Below are 25427 nucleotides of genomic sequence, written 5' to 3'. Positions count from 1 at the left end.
TCAATATCCGGGGTCAATAGTTTCCGCTTGTTGCTCGCTTGACACGCTTTCAAAGCTCACATCTTCCGCATCAATCAACTGTTTGTTTGCGTAATTGTCGGTCAATATTTCACGCTGTGAAGTTTCGTCACCCTCGTAGTCATTGGTGATGGCATTTTGCATTTCTACGGACAAATAGCCGTATTTACTCAGTAAATTACGGATAACGGTTTTTTGTGCCATTCCGTGAAAGTTACCCATCCAACCAACCTTGTTGCTATCGGGAGAAACGGGCAAATTAGCCAAATTCAGCAACTTTTCAACCGTTACATCCTTATCGCTTGTGATGGCTTTACTGTATCGCTTTGCATGGTTTGCCATTTGCTCCACTGTCATGTACAAAGTCTTGCTAAAGCCGTTCATAAGTTCAAAGTAACAGAAATAGCCTATCACCTTATCGCTTTTCCTTTCACCGTCAAAGGCTATTTCCCCGGTCAGTTTGTTTACCTTGCGCAACTCACCATCATACACCACATCCGCATTGATGGTACGGTATTGTCCCGTGCGCATGGCAAGCTGAATATAACCCTTATAGCCCATTTGAAAAGTCGGCTCATACACTTTAATCCAGTTGCCCTTTTCATCCTTTTTGGAGTTTTTGAACGGGATAATGAAAGCATAGCCCAAAGCCTTGTTTATTGGCAAATGTAACGTGGCAGCTTTGAGTGCTTCCATTACCACCTGTTTAGGATTACAGAGTTGCAGATTGCTATCTCCGTTGTATAGGTCAATTACAGAGGCTACGAATGTTGCCGAATTTTTACCAAGCGCATTTTTGAATTGTTCTTGTACGCTTTCGGCATTCATCATGCTTTTAAGAATATCTACAGGCTTTCTTTGAGTAGCTACCTGCCCACCATTTGCAGCCTGTTGTATGGTTGTAGTCGCTTGCTGTGTCATAATCGCAATTATTTAATGGTTAGTTCTTTGTCCGTAGTTACCACCAGCCGGATAATCTGACTGAGTGATGGGATTATTTGATTCACGCTTTCCGCATTATCAACGAAAATCGGTGCAGATACCCCCTTTGCCGTGCAAATGGCATTGATTATATCTATTCCGGCATTGATTTGTCCGGCATTGTTCACGTCAAGGAAAGGTGTACCGTTCACGGTGCATACACACGTCAGTTTTTCGCCTCCGTTCAGTTGTTCGTTCACAAAGGAGAATGATACATATCTGAACATTCCGTTAATGCGTTTCAACAGCTCCGCATCCTTATCCTTTTGGAATTGGAGTGCCGTAAACTCCCATTTTTCAAGGTCTGCCAACTTTTGATTGTTGGCAATGCGCTTTTCTTCCAAAGAAGCGATTTCCTTTTCAGCCCTGCCGATTTGTTCACGGTTTGCCAAACGCTTGTATAAGCCTTGCACGGCTTCATTCAAAGTTCTTTTCTCCGATTGCAGTTCCGACACGTCCACAATCTTTGCATCCACTTTGAGCTGATTTTCAAGTTCGACAATCTCGTTCTTGATGTCAATGCAAGTTCGGTCGGATGCTATCATTGCTTCCACGTTTTGCGCCTCGGGGATAGAAGCCTTTGCTTGTTGAATATCGGCATTGATACTCTCTATCTTTTGTTCCAGCTCCTCGATTTCGGCATTGGTACGGTCTTTAAGCCCTTGCATTTCTTCAAGCCGTTGCTTTTTAGCCATGCCAGCCTCTTTATTCGCTTTCAGACGTGCCGCCTTATTAGCGTTAAAGTTGGCTTGCATTTCACGCTGCTTGGCTTCTATATCCTCAATTTCCAAAGGACGTTTGCAAGTGGGGCAAATAAATTCACCCTCATTATAGGTAAGTTCCTCCTTGCTGATAAATGAAAATTCACCACGCAATGCGGACAATTTGGTATTAAGCTTTTCTATCTCAATATCCATATCCGCAACCGATTGCCTTTTTCTGTCTAAAGAGGCTTTTTCAGTACGCAACGAATATTCCAATTCGTTCAGCTTCAAAGATGCCTCATTGCGCCCTTTGTTAGCTTCTGTAGCGATTTCATTCATTCTACTATTGAGTTGTAGGCGTTTTTCACCTATTTGCTTTTGGATAAAAGCCTTACGTTGATATTCCTGCTCATTCAGCTTTGATTTGTCGGCAATTTGTTCCTCTATCTGCTGAATACGGGCATTTTTATCCTCAATCTCACTATCAATGGCTACCCAATCCTCTTCCTCCGGCATAAGTTTACGAGCCGTTTCTATCTGAGAGGGAATAACTGACAATTCATCTTTGCAAGCCTTTTTCTTGGCGGCTACCTCTTTGGCGTATTGGGCGATGCTCCTGCCGGACAACTGAGCCAGCAACTCCAAATATTCGGGCTTGGTCTGCGCTACGTCTTGGTCGGTAAGCGTTCCTACCATATCCAAAAGGATTTCTTTTTGCGCTTCCGGCTTCATTGATGTAAAGTAGAAAGGGTTGGTTATCATTCGGAAAACATCTTCCGGGATGATGGCAGCTACTTCACTATCATACTCCTTTTTGGTAGCCAACTTAACACCGTTCAAATAGAACTCTGTTGCATGATTCTTTAGGCTTTCTTCCGTAGTTCCACGTGGCTTGACCCAGTTTTCCACATAGCAGCGTTGCAGTGTTACCGTCTTGCCATCCACTGATAGTACACCAGTAACGGAGTGTTCAAGGTGCAAAATAGGCTTGCCGTCCGAATCCAACGTTTTAATGTTGAAATTACTATCCGACCGTCCCGTACTGTCTTTTCCAAAAAGAAGCCAAAGGAATGAATCGAACACAGTTGTTTTGCCCGTACCATTTTCTCCAGCAACCAGCGTTTCCGCATCGGAGAAACCGATATTTAGGCTTCTGATTCCCTTAAAATTCACAAGGGATAATGATTTTAATTTGATTGTTCGCATATCACTTATTAATTATAGAGTTGATTTTCTCTGATTTATCCACTGCCATAAGTTCGGCACGTGAATACAATACTTTGGAATGTATAGAGCTACCGCCACGGATAGTAGAAACTCTGCCGTCTTTTTGCCAGCGTTTCACCCGGCACTCTTGAAACAATCTGTATGCTTCACGTTGTGAAATGAGGTCTTTTGCCGGGATAGTCTGTTTTACATAGTTGGCAGCACCCAAAGAAGCCATTTCCATACAGAGATTCTTTAACTCGTATAGTTCCATCTGAATTGCCATAAGTCAGTCCTTTTTGTAGCGGTTCTTAAAATATTCTCTAACACTTACTATCCCATACTCATTGTCGGTATAGAAAACCCATGCCAGCCAAAAACAAGCCATAGCGGTAAAGAAGTGAAATGAGGCATTACAGAACAATGCCCCAGCAAGGGCAATAATGCCAAGAAGTAGCGTAACGCCACATTGGATAAGGTTTGCTAAAGTTTCTCCTTTCATCGGTGTTGCATTTGTTATTTGAAAAGATTGTTAGTCATAGCATACCGCATAAATTCAGCCATTGAATGTACTCCAACCTTTCGGAAACTGTTTTTTCTATGGTTGTTCACGGTATTTAAAGAGATAAACAGCTTTTCGGCTATTTCTGAATCGTTTTTCCCATCATAGAGCATTCGCATAACTTCTATTTGCCTATCGGACAACTTAGAGTTGAATTTAGGAGCGCAAATAACTTTATCATGTTTGCATTCTCCACGTAATGGACAACCTACAAACTCAAAATTAAAGTTCCAATTCTCATCTACATCAATCATGTTGTCATACAGACCGAAGTTGCATTTAATGAATCTACGCACCGCTATGAAATCCCGATACCTCTTGTTGTTTGAATTTTTAGAGTATATATCCATAAGCGCATCGTATGCTTCGGGATAAAACTCCCTCAGTATAGCCAAGAAAGCTTGGATAAAGTCGGTATCAGTTTCTTTCAACTGCCTTTCGGCTTCTCCGATAGGGCGCATAGTAACTTCACCCTCCGGGGTTGTGTAGAACTCTATAGCTTTCATTCTGTAACAGGAAATAAAATATCGGCTGGAACGCCCAGTTTATCACTAATCATCTTTTGTTTGAGGGCATCCGGCTTTTGTACGCCATGAATCCACATTCGTACCGTCTTGGTACTACACATACACAGAGCCGCTATTTCCTCCACGAACTCAGTTTTTGGAGCTTTTACAGCACTCCTTTCAGGCAATCCTTTGTAAATCTGAATAAAAGACTGATAGTCTTTTTGGGTTACTTTTTTCATTTTCTCTAATTTATATGTTCTACAAACACGCTTTTTGGCTATATTTGTAATGTCATTTATTTAATTACGCAACAAATATAGGCTATATATCCGAATATAACAAAGCTTTTTGGATATATTTTCTATTAAAAATATTCTATTTATATGCAACGATTTGATTTAAAGAGGTTTAGGCTTGATAGAAAACTTACTCAAAAGGAGTTGGCAGAGATATTAATGTGTAAACAAAACTATATTTCAAATATAGAAAACGGAATAAAACCTATTTCAAAAGAGAAATTGGATATATTGCAGTCTAAATTCGGTGATATTTCAAAATATTATTCGGATATATCACCAAAACAAAATACGGTATTAAAAGAAGTCACTCCCGAAGATTTCATGTTTGCTGGTGCTGACGCTTTTTCAAGACAAGTCGTAAAGATGATGAATGACAAGCTGATTGCACCTTATGGAATGTTAGTAGAAAAAGATAAGGAAATAGAACGGTTGAATAGATTGATAGGCAGATTGCAAAACGAAATAGAGGAACTTAAAAAGGGAAGTGCCCAAACGGAGAATCCTGTCGAATGTGCCAATGCCGTATAGTGTTTGGTTTAAAGCAAAGGAAGTATTGATATGGAAAAGTATTATAGAATGGTTATAGACCTCTACAAAGAAGTCCTTTTAATTAACCGGGTAAACCCTGATAGGGTATTAGATGCGCAAAGGGAAATATCCAACGCTATTACTACGGCTATAATAACCAATGAGCCTACAGGTGAATTGGAGTTGCTAAAATCCGATATAGAGAACTTGAAGAGCCATATATCGCAATGAATACCGTTATAAGCAAGCAAATAATGGAAAGGTTCTATAGTGCGCTGGATGCCATTATAGCCATGAAGAAAATAAGAGGAGTAAATACATACTGTAGGCTCAACAACATAGATAGAAGAAATTTTATTGCGCAAAGAAAAGACTTGGAGCGTGGATGGTTTCAATTATCTTGGTTGTATCCTATGGTTAAGGAGTATGGGGTAAGTGCCAAATGGCTGCTTACTGGATTTGGAAGAATGTTTGAAGAACAAAAATAGCCCCATGCAAACATTATTAGTCTGCATGGGGCTATTTCTTACAAATATTCCATATCACAAATTAGCAAGCCATTTCTTGCCAGATTTTGTTCTTAGCCAAATCATAAATGCACCCGTCACAACTATTCCAACGGTAAAGATAGCTCCTAACATTTCCATATCTATTATTTTAAAATTGTATTTCCTACTTTAGCAAGCATTATAGTCCAAACACTCCCTGCTGTCAAAACATACCAGTTTATACCAGCTTCCACATTGGCATATATCGGAGTTATTCCACCAAGAACCAAACCCGCAAATGTGAGTTGCGCCAAGTTAAAAAAGAATCCAGCAAGTTTTTCACGCCTCACTTTATCTTTCTCCTTGACTTCTTTCTTAGCTTCTTGTTGTACGCTCCAATTACCCATATAAACTACTATTTTCTACAAAGGTACAAAATCCCCGCTTATTTGGAAACAAAAACCTATATATTTTTGATACGTCATTATAAATATAACACTGCAAGACTATTTTTATAACAAATAATACACTATATTTGCTGCTGAATTAAAATATCACTAAATAGCATTGGCTATTGTTGTAGGGATTAAGAAAACGACCAAATTTCAGAAACAGCCCTCAGACAATTTGCTAATGCCTGCGCTTTGCGTGGGCATTACTCTTGTATGGGCTGTTAGGTGCTTGGTCGTACCTCTTAATCCTCGGAATAATCCCACGCTTTCGTGTGTATTACAGTAGCTTGCTAAGTACAACTGTTAAATACACACTTATGAAAACTTTGCTAATGCTTTGCCTGATAGCTTTGATAACAGGATGTAATAGCGACACTCCGCAACGTAAAGCTGAGAAACTAATAAATAGGTATTTGGAGAATAATTTAAAAGACCCTGATAGTTATGAGTGTATGGATATGGGGAAAATAGGAATAGTCACACCTATGTCTAAAGCATTAGTGGAAACCGTTAAAAGAGCAACGGATGGAGAGTTCCCAACAGATAGCATTAACTCAAAATTAGAACAAATCAAAGCTATGTTTGAAAACAAGGGTATAAATCCATACGATACTTTAGCTTGGGAGATTTCCCATAGATATAGAGCCAAAAACTCCTATGGGGGATATGCAATTACTAATTGCACTTATCATTTCAACAAAGATATATCGGACATAATTAGCGTAGAAACAAAATAGAATCTACCAAAGTAAAATTACGGCACTTCCATAAGTGCCTTTTTTTGTTCTTCCCCCACACCCCTATTTCATATATTTACTCTTAATTAACTATATAATATTATATATAGTATATATATTATCCTTTGTAACTTGCGTAAAATTTTGCCTAAGCAAAAATAGGCTTGTAAATTACTGAACTATAACGGCTTACAAATTTTGCTTAGGCAAACGCAAAAAGGCTATATTTTTGCTTAGGCAAAATAACGCTTGTAATACTCTGTATTTCAATTATTTGCAAATTTTGCTTAGGCAAAACGCTATTTTTAGGCTTAAAAACAACTATTTTACTGACTATCAGTGTATTATAATTTTTGCTTAGGCAAAATCATTTTGCTTAGGCAATTTGCTTAGGCAAAATTTGTAACTATCTGATTATCAAAGACAATACAGATTTAGAGGATAGATAAACACCTATTAAAATTTTGCCTAAGCAAAAATAGGCTTGTAAATTGCTGAACTATAACGGCTTACAAATTTTGCTTAGGCAAAACACGCTTATTTTTGGGTATATACTTCTTTTCTGTTACATCATCCAAAGATAGCTTGACATAATCCAATACCTTACGATTGGCAGCATCTATGCTGTCCCATGATTTCGCAATATAAATATCCGTCACCCTCATATTTTCGTCCACGTGGTTAAGGGCTGTGTGAACGGTGTACTTATCTACTCCGGCTTCATTGCTTGCAATGGTTGCCCATGTATGGCGTGCTGCGTAAAATTCCAAATCATCTATCCCCAAATCATCACCAATCTTTTTCAAGCCCTTGTTAATTGCAGCCGTAAAGCTATCCACGCTTGAATACAACTTGTAGAAATTAAAGACCCTTTGCCCGGTCTGGTCTTTATATTTTTTCATAAGGGCTTTTAGCTCCGGCTCTATCCTCACAGACATTTCCGCTTTGTCGGCTCTCCGATTCTTGGTTTTTGTCCGTTGGTATATAATCCGTCCTTTCTTCAAATCCGTACAAGTGTACAAATCTACCGCATTCATTCCAATTAGGCAGAAGCTCAAAAGAAAGACATCCTTTGCGAGATTGTACCTGTTTGTCCCCGGTTGCATAATCAAAGAATAAGGCAACTCCGAAAATTTACGAAGTAAATCCGTAGAAATAGCCCTTTTCCTTGTAACTGGAACTTTGGGAATTTCCACCCTCTTAAAAGGAGAATAGGGAATGCGTATCAGCCCGGCATCCTCATCGTTAAACTCTTTCTTTGCCCGGTTGTGTATGGCTCTTAGCTGGGATATATATAGGCTCTGTGCCCTTTCTCCGTGATTGGCTTCGGGGTTGGAACGTGCCGGATTCTCCTTTATCCACTTTATCCAATCATTGATAAACTTAACCGTGATTTCTTTTATGCTCACGCTATCCCTGCCAACAAAGCGTACAAGGTTATTAATGGCTACTTGGTAAGAAAGCGCATTGCCTGTATGCCCGGTTTCCTTTAAGTGCAATATGTATTGACGGGCATAAGCCACTATATCCAAATCGAAGTGTTCCCCATTGTCGTTAGTGATTGCATCTACCACCTGCTCAACGGTCATGGATTTAAGCCGTTCCCCCATGCGGTCACAAATGGAACGGTATTTCTTTATCATATCATCGGTGGCATCTATGTACTTTTGGTTTTTCAGCTTGAAAGTCGTGCGTGTCAAATCATCCTTTGTCACGTAGTAAGTGGTCGGGATGTACTTTTTCCTCTTTTGGTGTATAACCCTTATCTTTATATTATATGTGCCGTCAGCCCTCTTTTGGTGAGCGTACACCTCTGCTTTGAATGTAGCCATAATCTTTGTAGAACTATAGTAGAACTTTTGTCCGCAAATATACCTCTTTTTTGCTGTAAATGCTGTAAAAAAGAAGTCCACCCCGTAATGGAATGGACTTGAAAAGTAGCTCCGAGGGGAATCGAACCCCTATCTAAAATTTAGGAAATTCTTGTTCTATCCGTTGAACTACAGAGCCTTATGTAATAGTTATCGTTATAACTTCCTTTTCTTATTTACTATAAATCTAAATTTTACTACCTTTGCCCTTGTTTGGAAGAACATACGTTTAGGAAACTTCTATTCTATCCGTTGAACTACAGAGCCTTTTTGCATACATTCTGCATATAGCAATGGAATGCGGGTACAAAGATAATGTATTCTGCTGATTTTCCGAAAAAAGTTTTGTTAATCCGATTAACTTTACGAAATTTGTCTTTGAACAAAATAAGTATAAGTTTCCTTATATAATACATATAATAATTCGTAAGTTATGGCAAACGACATGATGGTCAAAGAACTGGAGCAAGTGGTAGTCCGCTTCTCCGGAGACTCCGGCGACGGTATGCAGCTCGCCGGCAACATCTTTTCAACAGTTTCGGCTACGGTAGGTAATGACATCAGTACATTCCCCGATTATCCGGCAGACATCCGCGCCCCGCAAGGCTCACTGACGGGCGTATCCGGTTTTCAGGTACATATCGGTGCAAACAAAGTCTATACCCCGGGTGATAAATGCGATGTACTGGTAGCGATGAATGCCGCTGCGTTAAAAACACAGTATAAGTTTGCCAAATCTACCGCATGTATTATCATCGATACGGACGCATTCCAGAAATCGGATTTGGAAAAGGCCGCTTTCAAGACGGACAACCCCATTGAAGAAATGGGCATCAAACAGGATATCATTGCCGCTCCTATCTCCCAAATGGTGAAAGACTGCCTTGCCGACACGGGTATGGACAACAAATCCATGCTGAAGTGCCGCAACATGTTTGCAGTGGGACTGGTATGTTGGCTGTTCAGTCGCGACCTGACGATAGCCGAAGAGTTTATCCGCGAGAAATTCGCCAAGAAACCTGAAATTGCAGAAGCCAATATCAAGGTTATCCGCGCCGGATACGACTACGGGCACAACACCCACGCATCCGCCTCTCACACTTACAAGATTGAAAGCAAAGTAAAGACTCCCGGACGCTATATGGACATTACGGGCAACAAGGCCACGGCCTACGGCTTCATAGCCGCTGCCGAGAAAGCAGGCCTGAAGCTTTACCTGGGTTCTTACCCCATCACCCCCGCAACCGATGTGCTGCACGAACTTTCCAAGCACAAGTCACTGGGCGTAATGACCGTACAGTGCGAAGACGAGATTTCCGGTTGCGCCTCCGCTGTCGGAGCATCCTTTGCCGGAGCATTGGCGGTTACCTCCACCTCCGGACCGGGTATCTGCCTGAAATCGGAAGCCATGAACCTGGCTGTCATTATGGAACTGCCGCTGGTGGTGCTCGATGTACAGCGCGGCGGTCCTGCAACAGGTCTGCCCACCAAGTCCGAGCAGACCGACTTGCTGCAGGTACTCTTCGGCCGCAACGGCGAAAGCCCCATGCCCGTACTTGCCGCCACCTCACCGACAGACTGCTTTGAATGCGCCTATATGGCATCCAAGATAGCATTGGAGCACATGACCCCCGTCGTACTGCTTACCGATGCTTTCGTTGCCAACGGCTCGGCAGCGTGGAAACTGCCCAAGCTCGCCGATTATCCCGCTATCGTTCCGCCTTATGTACGCCCCGAAATGCAGGGTTCATGGACACCCTACCAGCGCGATGAAAAGACCGGCAGCCGCTATTGGGCCATCCCCGGAACAGAGGGCTTCACCCACATCCTCGGCGGATTGGAGAAAGACAACAAGACAGGCGCCATCTCTACCGACCCTGAGAACCACGACCTGATGACCCGCCTGCGTGCCGAAAAGATTGCCAAAATCGAAGTGCCCGATGTAGAAGTGGAAGGCGACAAGGACGATGCCGAACTGCTGATTGTCGGCTTCGGCGGCACTTACGGCCATCTGCACGCCGCTATGGACGAGCTCCGCGCCACAGGCAAGAAAGTGGCCCTCGCCCACTTCAAGTTCATCAATCCGCTGCCCAAGAATACGGCAGAGGTGATGAAGCGCTACAAGAAAGTAGTGGTGGCCGAGCAGAACATGGGACAGTTTGCCGGATACCTGCGCATGAAAGTAGACGGTTTCGTTCCCTACCAGTTCAATCAGGTGAAAGGCCAGCCCTTCCTGGTGAACGAGTTAGTACAAGCATTTGAGGAGATTATCAAGAACTAAAAAAGAAAAGAACTATGTGCGAATATACAGCAAAAGACTTCAAGAAAGGGCAACCCCGCTGGTGTCCGGGTTGCGGTGACCATTTTTTCCTCGCGTCCCTGCATAAGGCTATGGCCGAAATCGGCGTTCCGCCTTACAAAACAGCAGTAATCTCAGGTATCGGCTGTTCCAGCCGTCTGCCCCACTATATGAATACCTACGGCATGAACACCATTCACGGACGTGCCGCTGCCATTGCCACCGGTTGCAAGGTTGCCAATCCGGAACTCACCGTATGGCAGGTGAGCGGCGACGGCGACGGACTCGCCATCGGCGGCAACCACTTCATCCATGCCAACCGCCGCAACATCAACCTGAACATGATTCTGCTGAACAACCGTATCTACGGCCTGACGAAAGGACAATACTCCCCGACGTCTCCCCGCGGTTTCGTCAGCAAATCATCTCCTTACGGTACGGTAGAAGACCCGTTCCATCCGGCAGAACTCTGCTTCGGTGCACGCGGCCACTTCTTTGCACGCGCCGTTGCCACGGATGCAGCCGGAACGGTGGAAATCCTGAAAGCCGCCTACAACCACAAAGGAGCCAGCGTCTGCGAGATTCTCCAGAACTGCGTCATCTTCAATAACGGCACGCACGATGCCGTTGCCAAGAAAGAAGACCGCGCCAAACACGCCATCTATCTGGAACACGGCAAGCCCATGCTCTTCGGCGAGAACAACGAATACGGACTGATGCAGGAAGGCTTCGGGCTGAAAGTGGTGAAGCTCGGCGAGAACGGCATTACGGAAAAGGATATTCTTATCCATGACGCCCATTGCGAGGACAACACCCTGCAACTGAAACTTGCCCTGATGGAAGGCCCTGACTTCCCGATTGCCCTCGGTGTAATCCGCGATGTGGAAGCTCCCACCTACGATGATGCCGTACATGCACAAATCGAAGAGGTATCCGCCAAGAAAAAGTACCACAACTTTGAGGAACTGCTGATGACCAATGATACCTGGGAAGTGAAATAACCTCCACGGAACAGGAATTCAGTTTACACACATTCCCCCTTCACCCTCCACATCCCTTTATCCATAAGGGACAGCGGGTGAAGGGGGCTTTTTATATCCCGATTGGCCATAAAGAAACAAGCGGCATCAGCTCTCCAAAGGCAGAGGCAAAATACCGATATGCCTCAGCATAAAGGTGACAATACACTGTATAAAACCCCGTTGCGCATCTACTAAAACCCCGTTTTCCAACTGCGGGCCGTGCGGTTGCCAATTGCGGGCTGTACGGTTGCCAGCTGCGGGCCGGACAGCCCGCAACCGGAAAACGAAGAAATACATAAGGGACAAGCACATTTTACAAGGTGCATCGGGAAGTTTTCCACCAGGCATTGGCACATTATACCCGGGAGATTGCCCCGCTCACACGCGGTATAATCCTATTTTCCACACGGTCTTCCGGATGCAGGCACAAAGTATAATCCGCCGGAAAACCGCCGGAATAAGATGCAAACGCCACAAGTGTGGAATGGCAACCTGCAAGTGTGGATTTTTTCCACAACATTCCACAACCTGCATACACATATTATAAGTATTTATAAAAAAACAATGAACTGAATATCATAGGCATAAATACTTTGCATAGTCTACGTATCTTTTTTGGCATACTGCTTGCTTATAACAAATACAAATAAAATCCAACAGATTTAATTGTACAAGGAAATAATCATTGTGGAAATATGAAGTCTATCAAGAAAAAACGGAGTATGGCTTCGCACAGGAAGCTGCATTTTCAAAAGGTATTAGGTAGTATGATTGTGACATTGGCGCTTCTGTTTGCAGGAAGTGCCGGTGCGCAGGAAACCAAAACAATCCAAGGTATGGTAAGGGATGTGACGGGAGAGCCGCTTATCGGCGCCAGCGTCATAGAGAAAGGAACCAACAACGGTGTCATTACCGATGTGGACGGAAACTTTACACTGACCGTACCTGCCGATGCAACGCTGTCCATAGCCTATATGGGCTATGCCACCCGCGAAATACATCTGGCAAAACGCAAGAAGCAGGGCGACCTGAGGGTAACGCTGAGAGAGGACTCGCAACAGTTGAAAGAGGTGGTTGTCACGGCCATGGGTATCAAGAAGGATACCAAACGGCTGGGTTACGCGGTGAGCACTATCGAATCGGACGAGATAGTGAAGGCGGGAGCAACCAACTTTGCATCCGCCATGTACGGTAAGGCGCCGGGCATCCGCATCACGCAGACGCAGGGCGGTTCCGCCGGAGCCGTGTCTATCAATGTACGCGGACTCACGTCCATCACCGGAAACAACCAGCCGCTCATCATCCTGGACGGCGTGCCCATCCGTAACGGCGGAACGGGCAAGAGTACCGACTTTGCCGAATTCGGCAACGACGGGCAGATACGTTCCAACGGTCTGGTGGACATCAACCCCGAAGATATTGAAAGCGTAAGTGTGCTGAAAGGCGCTTCGGCCACGGCACTTTACGGTTCGGAAGCGGCAAACGGCGCGGTGGTTATCACCAGCAAACGCGCCAAAAGCGGCAAACTGACGGTGGACTTCACCGCACAGGTCACCGCCAACCTGCCCGCCTATCTGCCGAAAGTACAGACCGTATACGGCCCGGGACGTTACAACACGGAATACAGCGATTACGAAAAACAAACGGGCGGTTTCTACCAGCGCACCATGAACGGCGAAAGCTACAGAAGTCTGTATAATACGACCATGTCTTTCGGTCCGAAGTACGACGGCAGCGACGTGCTGTACTGGGACGGCAAGATGCGCCCCTACCTGCCGGCTACGGACAATCCGTGGAAAGAGCTGTTCCGCACGGGCTGGAACCAGACCTACAACCTCGCCATCTCGCAGGGTACGGAGACCAGCAGCAACCGCTTCTCCTACACCTTCATGGGTGAAACGCCCAACTCGCTGACGGGCAGCTTCACCAAACATAACTTCAAGCTGACGGGTTCTTACAAACCGGCAAGGACGCTGAACATAGAATACTCGCTGAACTACATCGTGCAGGATGTAAAGGACCGCCCGCAAACATCGCTGAACCTGTACGGCAGTTTCAGCAATATGTTCTCCTCCTTCATGGATATCCCCTATCTGAAACAGAGCTACGTCACCAGCCTGGGCTACCGCAACACGTACGCAGGCGGCGATGCCACACTGACACCGGACGAAGCCTGGGCATACGACCCGGGATACCTGAACGGCGTATCGAATATGCTCTGGAACATGTATCACCACCACAGCAAGGAGACAGAGAACCGCCTCATCGGTATGATACGCCCCACCTGGCAGATAACCAACTGGCTGAGCCTGCGCGCCCAGCTCTCTACCGACATCACGGACACCAAGCAGACGCTGGAGTACGAGACGGAACGCCCCAACTCCCTGTACGATCCCAGCGGCAGCTTCCAGAACATCAACCGACGCTATGACATCGTGTACGGCGATGTGATGCTGAACTTCAACTACAACATCCGCCGTTTCGACATTGCCGCCACACTGGGCTGGACGGGACGTTACGAAAACATGAACAACATGCGCGTCTCCACCAACGGCGGTCTGGTTACGGAAAACTGGTTCGACCTCAACGCCAGCCGCTACACCGCCAGCAGCACGCTGCAACGTATGGAACTGCTGAAAACGGGATACATGGGTACGCTGAGCCTGGGTTGGGACAACTACCTGTTCCTCGAACTCACCGGGCGTCAGGAACGTTCGTCCACACTGAAGGACCAAAGTTTCTTCTACCCCTCCGCCAACCTCAGTTTCCTGTTCTCGAACGCCTTCCGCATGCCTGCATGGTGGAATCACGGCAAACTCCGCCTCTCCTACGGCGTCGTAGGTAACGCACCGGAAACGTATGCCGCCAACATCATCTACGAGCAGGGTTCGGACAACGGCTTCACATGGAACTACGTTCCTTCTTCGTGGGGAAATGCCAATATCCGCCCCGAAAAGAAGTACGAATACGAAATAGGTTTTGAAAGCAAGTTCCTCAACAACCGGCTGGGCTTCGACGTATCCTACTACAACAACCGCGTGAAAGACCAGATACTCTCCACGCCGCAACCCTCCACATCGGGTGTGAAGTACGTGCTGATGAACGTGGGAGAGGTGGCCAACGAAGGCTGGGACATCTCCGTAAGCGCCACCCCGGTACTGACCAAGAATTTCCGCTGGGACCTGACGGCCAACTACGGCATCTACCGCAACAAGGTCGTGAAGCTCGCCGACGGCGTACCGTACCTCGAAATATCCAACATAGGCGGTGGCGGAGCCAAGATACAGGCCGTAGAGGGACGCCCCATGGGTGACATCTACGTGCAAGTGCCCCAGATGAACGAAAACGGAGAGTATCTCGTATCGGACAAGGGACTTTACATGAACCAGACCGAACTGCAGAGAGTAGGAAACATCAACCCCGACGGCGTAGGCGGTCTGTTCAGCTCGTTCTCCTACAAGAACATCTTCCTGGATTTCAGTATCGACTTCCGCATAGGCGGCGACGTCATCAACGAGATGTACCAGTATTCCACCGCATCGGGTCTGACACCGGAGTCGCTGCAATTCCGCGATACGGAACACGGCGGCCTGTCCTACTACTATCCGGGCAACAACAACGCCAGCGGCGTGCCCGTGCAGGTAGACCCGTCATTGGGTGCAGGGCCTAACGGAGAAACCGTTTATCACGACGGCGTTATCCTGCCGGGCGTAGTGGCCTCCACCGGCGAGAAGAACACGCGCATCATCCCTGCCGGCTACTATTACAACCAGACCTACAACTGGGGTACCCAGCCCGAACAGCTTACGTACCGCCACTCGGTATTCGACAACAGCTATGTGAAGCTGCGCGAGCTGACCATCGGCTACCAGTTTCCGGAAAAGCTGATTTCCAAACTGGGCATGACGCGGCTGAGCGTTTCGGTGTTCGGACGCAACTTGTTCTACTTCTACAAGGCACTGAAGAATTACGATGCGGAATCTTCCGTAGGAACATCCTGGGCAAGCCAGGCGGTAGTGGGCGGCTCCACTACGGCAACACGTAATTTCGGTGTGTCGCTGCGGGCAAGCTTTTAGGAAATAGAGAATTGAAAAATAAGACTTTAGAGTGAATGACAATGGATATGAAAAAGATAAATATAGGAGCGTTCGTTATAGCGGGAGCCATGCTGATGACAGCTTCCGGCTGTACGGACTCCGACTTCGACAGCAAATACGAAGACCCCTCAAAGGTTAACCAGGTTACCATCAGCAACCTCATGGTGGGAGTTTTCCAGAAAGTGAAAGATTATGACATATATGAGTACGGACGTTTCTTCGGCTTCGACTCGCAGTTTGTGGGCAAGTACGCGCAGACCTTCGGCTACAGCTATTCGGGCGGTATGTACAGCCCCGGATATGCGCCTGCCATAGACGGGCAATGGGACAACCTGTATTCGGCACTGATGCAATACCGCAAGATGGAATCGCTGTACAATGAAGAGAACGATACGCAGAAAGCACAGGACGAAGCCTTTATGCTGGCAGCCAAAGTGCAACTGTACGACTTCTTTGCCGCAACGGTGGATATTTTCGGCGACATGCCTTTCTTCAAAGCATGCACCCTGCCGCTGACCAACGACGTAAACGGTTCTTACGCTCCCTACGACAAGGCGGAAGATATTTATAAGACAATCCTTGACGAACTGAAAGACATCGCCCCGCGTTTCCGTTCGGCAGCCGTACCGAAAAACTTCAGTACCCAGGACTTCATCAACCTGGGAGATATGGAAAAATGGGAACGCTATGCAAACTCCCTGCGCCTGCGCCTTGCCATGCGTGTAGCCACGCAGGGAGCTTTGCAGGCGGAAGGACGTGCGGTTATCAAGGAGATATTGGAAAACCCCACCGACTATCCGCTCGTAGAGGAGCAGGGAAACAACATCTTCATCGTCAACCAGAAGTCCGGACAGCTGAACTTCACCGCCGGCCACGGATTGGGCGACTGGGTTACGAACCGTCTTGCTTCGGGCGCCATCATAGACCGTATGCTGGGCCACGGCAACTATGACATGACCAGCAGCGATCCGCTAAGCGGCGTCTACGTCAAAGGCGAAGACGACCCCCGCATCCTGCTGAACTACAATCCCGTGAGCATCACCAACCGCGAAACCGGACAGATGGACGAACACCGTTACCTGGGTACGGACCTCACGGTAGCAGACGAACTGACGGAGTATTACAGCGCTCAGGCACAAGACGAAGTGAACACCGCCAACAAAGGTTTCTCGCAGATTACCCAAAGAGGCTTTTTCTGGGAAAACGATAAATTCGATATGCTGATAATGGCTTCGCCAGAGATACATTTCCTGAAAGCGGAAGCCTATGCCATGGGGTATGGTGTGGCGCAGGATATGGCGAAGGCGGAAGAGGAATTCAAGACGGCTGTCAGCCAATCCATCGCCCTGTATTACTATTACGATTCGATAGGCTCGGGAGAGAATTGCCGCCGTTACGACGCTCCTACCGATGAAGAGATTGCAGACTTTGCCAATGCCAAATGGAACAGTACGGCATACGTGGACAAACTGGATGCCATCATCACGCAGAAATGGCTGCACTTCGGTTTCCTCGTCAGCCGTGAGGCATGGAGTGACATCCGCCGCACAGGCTATCCTTCGGGACTGGTGTTCCCGGAAGTGTCGGGTACTATCCCCAATGTGCCGAACCGCTGGAGATACCCCAGCACGGAAGTGAACTACAATCCGTACTATAAGGATGTAGCCGGTACAGACACGTATACGGAAAAGCTGTTCTGGGCCAAGTGAACAATGAGAGCGAAGCGGGAATGGATATCCTGATGCAGTAGCTTGCAAACATAAAAGAGCCGTATCATTACTCACAAACGGAGTTGATACGGCTCTCTTTATGGTTCAATGAACAGTGCCGGGGTTCGGATTGGACGGCTGCAACCGCCCTGCGGATTACAGCTTGTCGCCGAATGCCAAGTCTCCGGCATCGCCCAGCCCCGGTACTATATACGAATGCTCGTTCATATCCGGGTCGATAGCACCGCACCACAAGGAAACCTCGTCGCCGGGGAAGAGTTTCTGCAAATGCTCTACTCCCTGCCGGCTGGCAATGACGCAGGCAATCTGCAGTTTGGCAGGCGTACCCTTGGTAAGGAAAGCCTTCCAGGCAAGTTCCATACTTTCGCCCGTAGCAAGCATCGGGTCAACCAGTAACAGAGTCTTGCCGGAAAGGTCGGGAGTGGCGATATACTCGATGTGCACATCCACCGTACGGCACTCTTTATCCTTATAATAACGGTAAGCGGAAACGAAAGCATTGCCCGCACGGTCGAACACATTCAGGAAACCGGCATGCAAGGGAAGCCCGGCACGGAAGACGGTGGCAATCACCACATCATCATCGAAAGTGCTGACAGGAGCTATCCCCAGCGGCGTTTGTACCTGCTTTTCGGAATAGGTGAGTTCCTTACTCATTTCGTACGCCATGATTTCGCCGATGCGTTCGATGTTCCGGCGGAAACGCATACGGTCGGACTGTACTTGCACATCGCGTATCTCCGCCATGTATTGGTTCAAGACTGAGTTAGTCTCGGCAAAGTTGATAACTTTCATTATATTATCAGATTAAAATATGTATTGGTTATTCCGTATATTGATAGAACAGAAGTGCAAAGTAAACGAATTCCACTCAATTTGCAACATTCAGTTTGCAGATATTGTTACGGTTCTATAAAAGATTTCCTATTACAGAAAAATTTCTCTAATAGGATGTTTCTTTAAAAATAAAGTATTACTTTTGTAGTCGCAAAAACAAGGGCCTTACTGAACAACGCGGTTTTCCACAAACTCGCCCCCTTGCAATGAAGCATACGAATGCGAAGAGAGATTATAAACCAAATACCAATTTTAAAATCTTAAAAAGAAATGGCAAATTTAGATTTAAGCAAGTACGGTATCAAAGACGTGAAGGAAATCATCCACAACCCGTCTTATGATGTATTGTTCGCTGAAGAGACCAAACCGGGTCTGGAAGGCTTCGAAAAAGGTCAAGTAACTGAACTTGGTGCTGTGAACGTAATGACTGGTATCTATACCGGACGTTCTCCTAAAGATAAATTCTTTGTAATGAACGAAGCCAGCAAGGATTCTGTATGGTGGACTTCAGAAGAATACAAAAACGACAACAAACCCTGCTCTGAAGAAGCATGGGCCGACCTGAAAGCTAAAGCTGTAAACCAGCTGAGCGGCAAGCGTCTGTTCGTTGTCGATACTTTCTGCGGTGCTAACGAAGCTACCCGCATGAAAGTACGTTTCATCATGGAAGTAGCTTGGCAGGCTCACTTCGTAACTAACATGTTCATCCGCCCGACTGCTGAGGAACTTGCTAACTACGGCGAACCTGATTTCGTATCATTCAACGCTTCCAAAGCAAAAGTTGACAACTACAAGGAACTGGGTCTGAACTCTGAAACAGCTACTGTATTCAACTTGAAGACCAACGAACAGGTTATCCTGAACACTTGGTACGGCGGTGAAATGAAGAAGGGTATGTTCTCTATCATGAACTACAAGAACCCGCTTCGCGGTATCGCTTCCATGCACTGTTCTGCCAACACCAACATGGAAGGTACGGACTCTGCTATCTTCTTCGGTCTGTCAGGTACAGGTAAGACTACTTTGTCTACCGACCCGAAACGTCTGCTGATCGGTGACGACGAACACGGATGGGATGACGAAGGTGTATTCAACTACGAAGGCGGTTGCTACGCTAAGGTTATCAACCTCGACAAAGAAAGCGAACCCGATATCTACAACGCCATCAAACGTGACGCTCTGCTGGAGAACGTAACTGTTGACGCTGACGGCAAGATTGACTTCGCCGATAAGAGCACAACTGAAAACACGCGTGTTTCTTATCCTATCTATCACATCAACAACATCGTTAAGCCGGTATCTAAAGGTCCTCACGCTCATCAGGTAATCTTCCTGTCGGCTGATGCTTTCGGTGTATTGCCTCCGGTATCTATCCTGAACCCCGAACAGGCTCAGTACTACTTCCTGTCCGGTTTCACCGCTAAGCTGGCCGGTACAGAACGCGGTATCACTGAACCGACTCCGACATTCTCTGCTTGCTTCGGTGCTGCTTTCCTGAGCTTGCATCCTACTAAATATGCAGAAGAACTGGTTAAGAAGATGAACAAGGTCGGCGCTAAGGCATACTTGGTTAACACCGGCTGGAACGGTAGCGGCAAGCGTATCTCTATCAAAGATACACGTGGTATCATCGACGCTATCCTCGACGGTTCTATCGACAAGGCTCCGACAAAGGTTATTCCTTACTTCGACTTTGTTGTTCCGACAGAATTGCCGGGTGTTGATCCGAAGATTCTTGATCCTCGCGACACTTATGAATGTGCTTGCCAATGGGAAGAAAAAGCAAAAGACCTGGCAGGACGTTTCATCAAGAACTTCGCTAAGTTCACAGGTAACGAAGCCGGTAAGGCTTTGGTTGCTGCTGGTCCGAAACTCTAATAGAACCAGATTATATATTTTAAGGCGGCTTTCGTTCTCGGAAGCCGCTTTTTTTGTTAGATTTGCGAAGAAACAATTTAATAGACAACAGAGAATGAAGAGTGTAAAGGTTATGCTGTTAGGCGCAAGCCTATTGATGCTGTCCGCTTGCGGGCCGCAGGTACAGAAAGAGAGTGAAGCCACAGTTACGGAGAAAAGCAATTCGGAAGCGATAATCGAGACAATCCTATCGCGCCGCAGCGTCCGCAAGTACAAACCGGAAGCTGTGAACCGGGACACGATGAAGGTAATCTTGGAGTGCGGCATCAACGCCCCCAACGGTCAGAACAAACAGTCCTGGGCGGTACGCGTAGTAGACAACCCGGAATTCCTGAACGGGGTAAGTGAAATCTTCAAGCAGAAGAACCCGAAAGCAGCGGAAGACCCCAATTTCAAGAATATGTTCCGCAATGCGCCCACGGTAGTGTTCATCGGAAATGATACTTCGTACGACTGCTCGCAGATAGACTGCGGACTGCTGGGTGAGAATATGGTACTTGCCGCCTGGTCTATGGGCATAGGCTCCTGCTGTCTGGCAAGCCCCACACGCTTTATGACCGATACGCCCGAAGCTGCCGAATACCTCAAAAGACTGGAACTTCCCGAAGGATACCGGCTGCTTTACTGCATTGCTTTCGGATATCCGGATGAAACGCCTGCCGCCAAGCCGAGAGATGCCGCCAAAGTGAAATACGTAGACTGACCGATAAAATAAAAACTTCAGAATCCCCCCATTGCAATAAAAGAAGGAGTGCTCCACCTTTACAGCGAAGCACTCCTTCTTATATATAACAACTAAAAAGTAAAATCAGTTCTTATTGGCACGCTTGCGCTCTGTCTCATCCAAGATAACCTTACGCATACGCATGGACTTGGGAGTAACCTCTACATATTCGTCTCCCTTGATATATTCCAACGCTTCTTCCAGAGAGAACTGCACCGGCGGAATCAGACGCGCTTTCTCGTCGGAACCGGAAGCACGCATGTTGGTCAGCTTCTTTGATTTGGTAACGTTCACCACAAGGTCGTTATCGTGAGAGTGCTCACCTACAACCTGTCCGGCATACACTTCTTCCTGCGGGAAGATGAAGAACTTACCGCGATCCTGCAATTTATCGATGGCATAGGCAAAGGCTGTACCCGACTCCATGGCAATGATGGAACCGTTGGTACGGCGTTCGATTTCACCCTTATAGGGTTGGTATTCCTTAAAGCGGTGCGCCATGATAGCTTCACCGGCAGAGGCAGTCAGCACATTGGTACGCAAACCGATAATACCGCGCGACGGCATATTGAACTCAAGGTTCACACGCTCGCCGGCGCTTTCCATTTTCACCATTTCACCTTTACGGCGGGTTACCATATCGATAATCTTGCTGGCATACTCTTCGGGAACGTTGACCGTGAGCTCCTCGATAGGCTCGTTCTTCACGCCGTCTATCTCCTTGAAGATAACCTGCGGCTGGCCTACCTGCAACTCATATCCCTCGCGGCGCATCGTCTCAATCAACACGGAAAGGTGAAGCACGCCACGACCGGACACCACCCATTTTCCGTCTTCCTCGCTCTTGCGTACGCGAAGCGCAAGGTTCTTGTCCAGCTCCTTCATCAGACGGTCATGTATATGGCGGGAAGTTACAAACTTACCTTCTTTGCCGAAGAACGGAGAGTCGTTGATAGTAAACAGCATACTCATGGTAGGCTCGTCAATGGCGATGGGCGGCAATGCTTCGGGGTTCTCGTAGTCGCAAATCGTATCTCCGATTTCAAACCCTTCGATACCCACTAAGGCGCAGATATCACCGGAAGATACCTCCGATACCTTCACACGGCCCATACCTTCAAACGTATGCAGTTCTTTAATCTTCGACTTGACGATTGTACCATCGCGCTTTGCCAAAGACACGTTCATGCCTTCCCGCAAAGTACCGCGATGTACACGGCCTACGGCGATACGGCCGGTATAAGAGGAGTAGTCCAATGAGGTCACCAGCATCTGCGGCGTACCTTCCAACTGTGTAGGAGCGGGAATGTTCTCCAGAATGCAGTCCAGCAGCGGATAGATATTGTCCGTCGGCTTCTGCCAGTCCGTGCTCATCCAGTTGTTCTTTGCCGAACCGTAGATAACGGGGAAGTCCAACTGCTCTTCCGTAGCTTCCAGACTGAACATCAGGTCGAACACCATTTCATAGACTTCTTCGGGGCGACAGTTGGGCTTGTCCACCTTGTTGACTACAACAATAGGTTTCAAACCGATCTGCAAAGCTTTCTGCAATACAAAACGGGTCTGCGGCATCGGGCCTTCAAAAGCATCCACCAACAGGATACATCCGTCGGCCATATTCAATACACGTTCCACTTCGCCACCGAAGTCGCTGTGTCCCGGAGTATCGATAATATTAATTTTCGTGTCTTTATAGCTGATAGAAACGTTTTTGGAAAGGATTGTTATCCCTCGCTCACGCTCCAAATCATTGTTATCCAACATTAATTCACCTGTGCTCTGGTTGCTGCGGAAAAGGTTTCCTGCCAGAAGCATCTTATCTACAAGCGTCGTTTTCCCATGATCGACATGGGCAATAATTGCAATGTTTCTAATATTTTGCATATAATACCTATTATTTGACCGCAAAGGTACGAATTTTACAGTATATACATCACAGAGAAAAGATTTTTTTGCTGAATATCATTGCAATATAAAAGATAATATCTATCTTTGCACGCTCGAAAGAGAAAAGAATTATCAACTTTTTAATTAAAAACTATGTATTTAGACGCTGCTAAAAAGCAAGAAATCTTCGGCAAATACGGGAAGTCTAACACTGATACTGGCTCAGCAGAGGCCCAGATAGCTTTGTTTTCATACCGTATTGCTCATCTGACTGAGCATATGAAGCTCAACAGAAAGGATTATAGTACAGAAAGAGCCTTGACAATGTTGGTAGGTAAGCGCCGCGCGCTGTTGAACTACCTGAAAGACCGCGACATCAACAGATATCGTGCCATTGTTCAGGAACTCGGCTTGCGTAAGTAATTTACTTGCGGTAAACTTATTAAAGCGGCGGTATTTTCCAATGAGAATACCGCCGTTTTACTTTTATCACAGTCTTCCCTGTACAGGGGTTTTAAAAGCCTATTACAATTGTACCTTATAGAGTACGTGCTCTTTCAGCAGATGCCCGTCGGGCACTGCAGGGTGCATAAAATTCTTTTCAAATTCCATCCCTATCTTCTGCATCACCCGTTGCGAACGTTTATTGGTCAGCGAAGTAAAAGCCCGGACCATAGAAAACGGAAGATTCTCCTTAGCATAAGCCAGACATGACTTCGCTGCTTCGGTAGCATACCCCCGACCCCAATATTCCTGCTTCAATCGCCACAGTATCTCAATACCCGGAGCAAAGTCCACATCAAACATAAAGTTATGAAAGCCCGTAAACCCCACAAAGGCTCCATCGGACTTCTGCTCGATGGCATATCCGCCATATCCGTACTGAAGAAACTCATTCCTGACAGTATCAAAAAGATTGCGCGACTCTTCCCCGGACAAAGGATGCAGAAAGAACTCCATGACAGACGGATTCCCGTTCATCTCTGCGAAAGGAACGAAGTCTTCTTCTTTCCAATCGCGCAATATCAAACGGGGAGTTTCAATATATACCATACTTAATAATCTTTATTCTCATACAAAAATACTGAATCCGTTTTACTTCTCAAAAACATTATCTTTATCTTTGTTGATACCTAAAACCAAACAACGATGAAAACAGCTAAATTAATTCTATTATGTTTGTCGGGAATGCTTGCCATGCAGTCCGCAACAGCACAAAGCCGGAGTGAAAAGAAAGCACAGACCGAACGTAACGTCAGGGAAGCGATAAATGCCGATCACTACAAAATCAACGTAGACTATATGCAACCCATGAAAGGTCGCAGCCGCGCCCTGACATCCGACTACTCCATCGAAATCAGGAATGACTCCGTCTTTTCTTACCTGCCCTACTTCGGAGTGGCATACAATGTACCTTACGGCGGCGGGAAGGGATTGATATTTAATGCCCCGATAACCGGATACAGGAAAGAAAGCCTCAAAAAAGGAAAAACCCGGATTGATTTCAAAACCGGCAACGAAGAAGATAAATATGAATACAGCCTTACTATCTATTCCGACGGTTCGGCCAACATACATATCCAGCCGATGAACAGACAGGCCATTTCATACTCCGGAGAGTTGGATATAAAAGAGTAAGGAACCTCTATCAGGCTTCATGCAATCATAAGCCATACGTCTGCGAATATCACTCTTGCTCTGAGAAAGCCGGAATAGCGATGGCATACAGACAAAATCTCCTGTACACCTGCAAAGACCATAAGCAAACTTTTCGTCATAGAATGTTGCACCAAGTAAAAGAATATCTTATTTTTGCAATTTACAGCTATTAATCATAACCTTTTAGACTGAAAATACTATCAAATTATGGATACAAGTAAGATTGTAGGAGAAAAAATCAAATCACTCCGCGAAAGCCAGTCCATCAGCATGGAAGAGTTGGCGCAACGTTCGGGGCTCGCCATCGAACAAATCGAACGCATCGAAAACAATATCGACCTGCCTTCATTGGCTCCGCTCATCAAAATAGCCCGCGTACTGGGCGTGCGTCTCGGCACATTCCTTGACGACCAGGACGAGAACGGTCCTGTGGTATGCCGCAAGTCGGAAGCAAAGGACAGCATCAGCTTCTCCAACAACGCTATCCACTCGCGCAAACACATGGAGTACCACTCTCTTTCCAAATCAAAAGCAGACCGCCACATGGAGCCGTTCATCATTGACGTAGCTCCCACGGACGACAGCGATTTCGTTCTTTCCTCACACGAAGGCGAAGAATTCATCATGGTTATGGAAGGAACCATGGAAATCAGCTACGGCAAGCACACCTACCTGCTCGAAGAAGGGGACAGCATCTACTACGATTCCATCGTACCGCACCATGTACACGCCTATGAAGGACAGGCAGCCAAAATACTGGCAGTAATTTATACACCAATCTGATAAGTATAAGGTATAAGGGAGTGTGTCAAAATACACTTGATGATTTCTTTTAGGCACGGATTACACGGATTCTACGGAAACACAGATTTTCTTTGTTCTTTTTCCGTGAAATCCGTG

Annotated in this window: 25 protein-coding genes and 1 tRNA gene; 13 read left to right on the top strand and 13 right to left on the bottom strand. The window is 46.4% G+C overall.

The window, feature by feature from the left end; genetic code table 11:
• Genes AB5903_RS00335 through AB5903_RS00310 form a run of 6 tightly spaced genes read right to left on the bottom strand, consistent with a single transcriptional unit; the run spans window position 1 to window position 4219 of the window.
• A complete protein-coding gene (locus tag AB5903_RS00335; RefSeq protein WP_008642484.1) occupies window positions 1-939 on the bottom strand; it encodes a recombinase RecT in 939 nt (312 codons plus the stop codon).
• An 8-nt stretch (window positions 940-947) separates the two neighbouring features.
• Window positions 948-2909, bottom strand: a complete 1962-nt coding sequence (locus AB5903_RS00330) for an AAA family ATPase (RefSeq protein ID WP_044300337.1) — start codon at window positions 2907-2909, stop codon at window positions 948-950.
• Window position 2910: 1 nt separating this feature from the next.
• A complete protein-coding gene (locus AB5903_RS00325) occupies window positions 2911-3195 on the bottom strand; it encodes a hypothetical protein (protein ID WP_005655479.1) in 285 nt (94 codons plus the stop codon).
• Window positions 3196-3198: 3 nt separating this feature from the next.
• Window positions 3199-3411 carry a hypothetical protein gene (locus AB5903_RS00320; protein WP_008642482.1) on the bottom strand — a complete coding sequence of 71 codons (213 nt, stop codon included), beginning with the start codon at window positions 3409-3411 and terminating at the stop codon, window positions 3199-3201.
• Between the two features lie 14 nt (window positions 3412-3425).
• Window positions 3426-3977 (bottom strand): helix-turn-helix transcriptional regulator, encoded by a 552-nt coding sequence (locus AB5903_RS00315; RefSeq protein WP_005655483.1) that lies wholly within the window; start codon window positions 3975-3977, stop codon window positions 3426-3428.
• Window positions 3974-4219 (bottom strand): hypothetical protein, encoded by a 246-nt coding sequence (locus AB5903_RS00310; protein ID WP_005655486.1) that lies wholly within the window; start codon window positions 4217-4219, stop codon window positions 3974-3976. The genes AB5903_RS00315 and AB5903_RS00310 overlap by 4 nt, the downstream gene beginning before the upstream one ends.
• Window positions 4220-4363: 144 nt before the next feature.
• Here AB5903_RS00310 and AB5903_RS00305 point away from each other — a divergent pair, with 144 nt between their 5' ends.
• From AB5903_RS00305 to AB5903_RS00295, 3 genes are read left to right on the top strand one after another with little or no spacing between them, the layout of a single operon-like run.
• Window positions 4364-4807: a helix-turn-helix transcriptional regulator gene (locus AB5903_RS00305; protein ID WP_044300339.1), complete on the top strand. Its 444-nt coding sequence runs from the start codon at window positions 4364-4366 to the stop codon at window positions 4805-4807.
• 30 nt (window positions 4808-4837) lie between these two features.
• Window positions 4838-5038 (top strand): hypothetical protein, encoded by a 201-nt coding sequence (locus AB5903_RS00300; RefSeq protein WP_032592282.1) that lies wholly within the window; start codon window positions 4838-4840, stop codon window positions 5036-5038.
• A gap of 23 nt (window positions 5039-5061) precedes the next feature.
• Window positions 5062-5295 (top strand): hypothetical protein, encoded by a 234-nt coding sequence (locus AB5903_RS00295; RefSeq protein WP_005650572.1) that lies wholly within the window; start codon window positions 5062-5064, stop codon window positions 5293-5295.
• Between the two features lie 164 nt (window positions 5296-5459).
• On the opposite strand, the gene AB5903_RS00290 is transcribed toward AB5903_RS00295, so the two are convergent.
• Complete coding sequence (locus tag AB5903_RS00290) at window positions 5460-5702, bottom strand: hypothetical protein (protein WP_005655492.1); 243 nt, start codon at window positions 5700-5702, stop codon at window positions 5460-5462.
• A 362-nt stretch (window positions 5703-6064) separates the two neighbouring features.
• Here AB5903_RS00290 and AB5903_RS00285 point away from each other — a divergent pair, with 362 nt between their 5' ends.
• On the top strand, window positions 6065-6484 hold the full coding sequence (locus AB5903_RS00285) for a hypothetical protein (RefSeq protein WP_008642475.1): 420 nt from the start codon (window positions 6065-6067) through the stop codon (window positions 6482-6484).
• Between the two features lie 509 nt (window positions 6485-6993).
• Here AB5903_RS00285 and AB5903_RS00280 read toward each other — a convergent pair.
• Window positions 6994-8316: a phage integrase SAM-like domain-containing protein gene (locus AB5903_RS00280; RefSeq protein WP_005650581.1), complete on the bottom strand. Its 1323-nt coding sequence runs from the start codon at window positions 8314-8316 to the stop codon at window positions 6994-6996.
• Between the two features lie 106 nt (window positions 8317-8422).
• A tRNA-Arg gene (locus tag AB5903_RS00275) sits at window positions 8423-8494 on the bottom strand.
• 294 nt (window positions 8495-8788) lie between these two features.
• Between AB5903_RS00275 and AB5903_RS00270 the strand changes: the two genes are divergently transcribed.
• Window positions 8789-10636, top strand: coding sequence for a 2-oxoacid:acceptor oxidoreductase subunit alpha (locus tag AB5903_RS00270; protein ID WP_195657864.1), 1848 nt, complete (start codon window positions 8789-8791; stop codon window positions 10634-10636).
• A gap of 14 nt (window positions 10637-10650) precedes the next feature.
• Complete coding sequence (locus AB5903_RS00265; RefSeq protein WP_005655503.1) at window positions 10651-11655, top strand: 2-oxoacid:ferredoxin oxidoreductase subunit beta; 1005 nt, start codon at window positions 10651-10653, stop codon at window positions 11653-11655.
• A gap of 376 nt (window positions 11656-12031) precedes the next feature.
• Here the strand turns inward: AB5903_RS00265 and AB5903_RS00260 are convergent, their stop codons facing one another.
• Entirely contained in the window at window positions 12032-12196 is a 165-nt protein-coding gene (locus tag AB5903_RS00260) for a hypothetical protein (RefSeq protein ID WP_153881346.1), read from the bottom strand.
• Between the two features lie 175 nt (window positions 12197-12371).
• Between AB5903_RS00260 and AB5903_RS00255 the strand changes: the two genes are divergently transcribed.
• Together AB5903_RS00255 and AB5903_RS00250 are read left to right on the top strand one after the other, a co-directional pair.
• Window positions 12372-15752: a SusC/RagA family TonB-linked outer membrane protein gene (locus tag AB5903_RS00255; RefSeq protein ID WP_272710005.1), complete on the top strand. Its 3381-nt coding sequence runs from the start codon at window positions 12372-12374 to the stop codon at window positions 15750-15752.
• A 35-nt stretch (window positions 15753-15787) separates the two neighbouring features.
• The gene (locus AB5903_RS00250; protein ID WP_336314130.1) at window positions 15788-17482 is read left to right on the top strand and encodes a SusD/RagB family nutrient-binding outer membrane lipoprotein; all 1695 of its coding nucleotides are present in this window, start codon (window positions 15788-15790) and stop codon (window positions 17480-17482) included.
• 156 nt (window positions 17483-17638) lie between these two features.
• Here the strand turns inward: AB5903_RS00250 and upp are convergent, their stop codons facing one another.
• Window positions 17639-18298, bottom strand: a complete 660-nt coding sequence (gene upp / locus AB5903_RS00245) for a uracil phosphoribosyltransferase (protein ID WP_005655512.1) — start codon at window positions 18296-18298, stop codon at window positions 17639-17641.
• Between the two features lie 312 nt (window positions 18299-18610).
• On the opposite strand from upp, the gene pckA reads away from it, so the two are divergent.
• Both pckA and AB5903_RS00235 read left to right on the top strand, forming a co-directional pair.
• Window positions 18611-20218, top strand: coding sequence for a phosphoenolpyruvate carboxykinase (ATP) (pckA, locus tag AB5903_RS00240; protein WP_005655514.1), 1608 nt, complete (start codon window positions 18611-18613; stop codon window positions 20216-20218).
• A gap of 94 nt (window positions 20219-20312) precedes the next feature.
• Window positions 20313-20960 (top strand): nitroreductase, encoded by a 648-nt coding sequence (locus AB5903_RS00235; protein ID WP_117899587.1) that lies wholly within the window; start codon window positions 20313-20315, stop codon window positions 20958-20960.
• A 105-nt stretch (window positions 20961-21065) separates the two neighbouring features.
• Here AB5903_RS00235 and typA read toward each other — a convergent pair whose 3' ends face one another.
• A complete protein-coding gene (gene typA, locus AB5903_RS00230) occupies window positions 21066-22865 on the bottom strand; it encodes a translational GTPase TypA (RefSeq protein WP_005655518.1) in 1800 nt (599 codons plus the stop codon).
• Window positions 22866-23021: 156 nt separating this feature from the next.
• On the opposite strand from typA, the gene rpsO reads away from it, so the two are divergent.
• Window positions 23022-23291, top strand: coding sequence for a 30S ribosomal protein S15 (rpsO, locus tag AB5903_RS00225; protein WP_005655520.1), 270 nt, complete (start codon window positions 23022-23024; stop codon window positions 23289-23291).
• 102 nt (window positions 23292-23393) lie between these two features.
• Here the strand turns inward: rpsO and AB5903_RS00220 are convergent, their stop codons facing one another.
• A complete protein-coding gene (locus tag AB5903_RS00220) occupies window positions 23394-23921 on the bottom strand; it encodes a GNAT family N-acetyltransferase (RefSeq protein ID WP_005655522.1) in 528 nt (175 codons plus the stop codon).
• A 96-nt stretch (window positions 23922-24017) separates the two neighbouring features.
• On the opposite strand from AB5903_RS00220, the gene AB5903_RS00215 reads away from it, so the two are divergent.
• The gene (locus AB5903_RS00215) at window positions 24018-24506 is read left to right on the top strand and encodes a DUF4251 domain-containing protein (RefSeq protein ID WP_005655524.1); all 489 of its coding nucleotides are present in this window, start codon (window positions 24018-24020) and stop codon (window positions 24504-24506) included.
• Between the two features lie 228 nt (window positions 24507-24734).
• A complete protein-coding gene (locus tag AB5903_RS00210) occupies window positions 24735-25310 on the top strand; it encodes a helix-turn-helix domain-containing protein (protein ID WP_005655526.1) in 576 nt (191 codons plus the stop codon).
• Window positions 25311-25427: the final 117 nt, after the last annotated feature.

The organism is Bacteroides sp. 2201st1_D9_2201SCRN_220225 (genome assembly GCF_040928965.1).
In the GTDB taxonomy this organism is placed as follows: Bacteria; Bacteroidota; Bacteroidia; order Bacteroidales; family Bacteroidaceae; genus Bacteroides; species Bacteroides stercoris.
The sequence above is the reverse complement of the archived record's forward strand: the minus strand, read 5'-3'. Positions and strand labels throughout refer to the sequence as shown.

Excerpts from the sequence above, each read along its gene's own strand:
- AB5903_RS00335 (WP_008642484.1), bottom strand. The coding sequence starts at position 939 with ATGACACAGCAAGCGACTACAACCATACAACAGGCTGCAAATGGTGGG.
- AB5903_RS00330 (WP_044300337.1), bottom strand. The coding sequence starts at position 2,909 with ATGCGAACAATCAAATTAAAATCATTATCCCTTGTGAATTTTAAGGGA.
- AB5903_RS00325 (WP_005655479.1), bottom strand. The coding sequence starts at position 3,195 with ATGGCAATTCAGATGGAACTATACGAGTTAAAGAATCTCTGTATGGAA.
- AB5903_RS00320 (WP_008642482.1), bottom strand. The coding sequence starts at position 3,411 with ATGAAAGGAGAAACTTTAGCAAACCTTATCCAATGTGGCGTTACGCTA.
- AB5903_RS00315 (WP_005655483.1), bottom strand. The coding sequence starts at position 3,977 with ATGAAAGCTATAGAGTTCTACACAACCCCGGAGGGTGAAGTTACTATG.
- AB5903_RS00310 (WP_005655486.1), bottom strand. The coding sequence starts at position 4,219 with ATGAAAAAAGTAACCCAAAAAGACTATCAGTCTTTTATTCAGATTTAC.
- AB5903_RS00305 (WP_044300339.1), top strand. The coding sequence starts at position 4,364 with ATGCAACGATTTGATTTAAAGAGGTTTAGGCTTGATAGAAAACTTACT.
- AB5903_RS00300 (WP_032592282.1), top strand. The coding sequence starts at position 4,838 with ATGGAAAAGTATTATAGAATGGTTATAGACCTCTACAAAGAAGTCCTT.
- AB5903_RS00295 (WP_005650572.1), top strand. The coding sequence starts at position 5,062 with ATGGAAAGGTTCTATAGTGCGCTGGATGCCATTATAGCCATGAAGAAA.
- AB5903_RS00290 (WP_005655492.1), bottom strand. The coding sequence starts at position 5,702 with ATGGGTAATTGGAGCGTACAACAAGAAGCTAAGAAAGAAGTCAAGGAG.
- AB5903_RS00285 (WP_008642475.1), top strand. The coding sequence starts at position 6,065 with ATGAAAACTTTGCTAATGCTTTGCCTGATAGCTTTGATAACAGGATGT.
- AB5903_RS00280 (WP_005650581.1), bottom strand. The coding sequence starts at position 8,316 with ATGGCTACATTCAAAGCAGAGGTGTACGCTCACCAAAAGAGGGCTGAC.
- AB5903_RS00270 (WP_195657864.1), top strand. The coding sequence starts at position 8,789 with ATGGCAAACGACATGATGGTCAAAGAACTGGAGCAAGTGGTAGTCCGC.
- AB5903_RS00265 (WP_005655503.1), top strand. The coding sequence starts at position 10,651 with ATGTGCGAATATACAGCAAAAGACTTCAAGAAAGGGCAACCCCGCTGG.
- AB5903_RS00260 (WP_153881346.1), bottom strand. The coding sequence starts at position 12,196 with ATGTTGTGGAAAAAATCCACACTTGCAGGTTGCCATTCCACACTTGTG.
- AB5903_RS00255 (WP_272710005.1), top strand. The coding sequence starts at position 12,372 with ATGAAGTCTATCAAGAAAAAACGGAGTATGGCTTCGCACAGGAAGCTG.
- AB5903_RS00250 (WP_336314130.1), top strand. The coding sequence starts at position 15,788 with ATGACAATGGATATGAAAAAGATAAATATAGGAGCGTTCGTTATAGCG.
- upp (WP_005655512.1), bottom strand. The coding sequence starts at position 18,298 with ATGAAAGTTATCAACTTTGCCGAGACTAACTCAGTCTTGAACCAATAC.
- pckA (WP_005655514.1), top strand. The coding sequence starts at position 18,611 with ATGGCAAATTTAGATTTAAGCAAGTACGGTATCAAAGACGTGAAGGAA.
- AB5903_RS00235 (WP_117899587.1), top strand. The coding sequence starts at position 20,313 with ATGAAGAGTGTAAAGGTTATGCTGTTAGGCGCAAGCCTATTGATGCTG.
- typA (WP_005655518.1), bottom strand. The coding sequence starts at position 22,865 with ATGCAAAATATTAGAAACATTGCAATTATTGCCCATGTCGATCATGGG.
- rpsO (WP_005655520.1), top strand. The coding sequence starts at position 23,022 with ATGTATTTAGACGCTGCTAAAAAGCAAGAAATCTTCGGCAAATACGGG.
- AB5903_RS00220 (WP_005655522.1), bottom strand. The coding sequence starts at position 23,921 with ATGGTATATATTGAAACTCCCCGTTTGATATTGCGCGATTGGAAAGAA.
- AB5903_RS00215 (WP_005655524.1), top strand. The coding sequence starts at position 24,018 with ATGAAAACAGCTAAATTAATTCTATTATGTTTGTCGGGAATGCTTGCC.
- AB5903_RS00210 (WP_005655526.1), top strand. The coding sequence starts at position 24,735 with ATGGATACAAGTAAGATTGTAGGAGAAAAAATCAAATCACTCCGCGAA.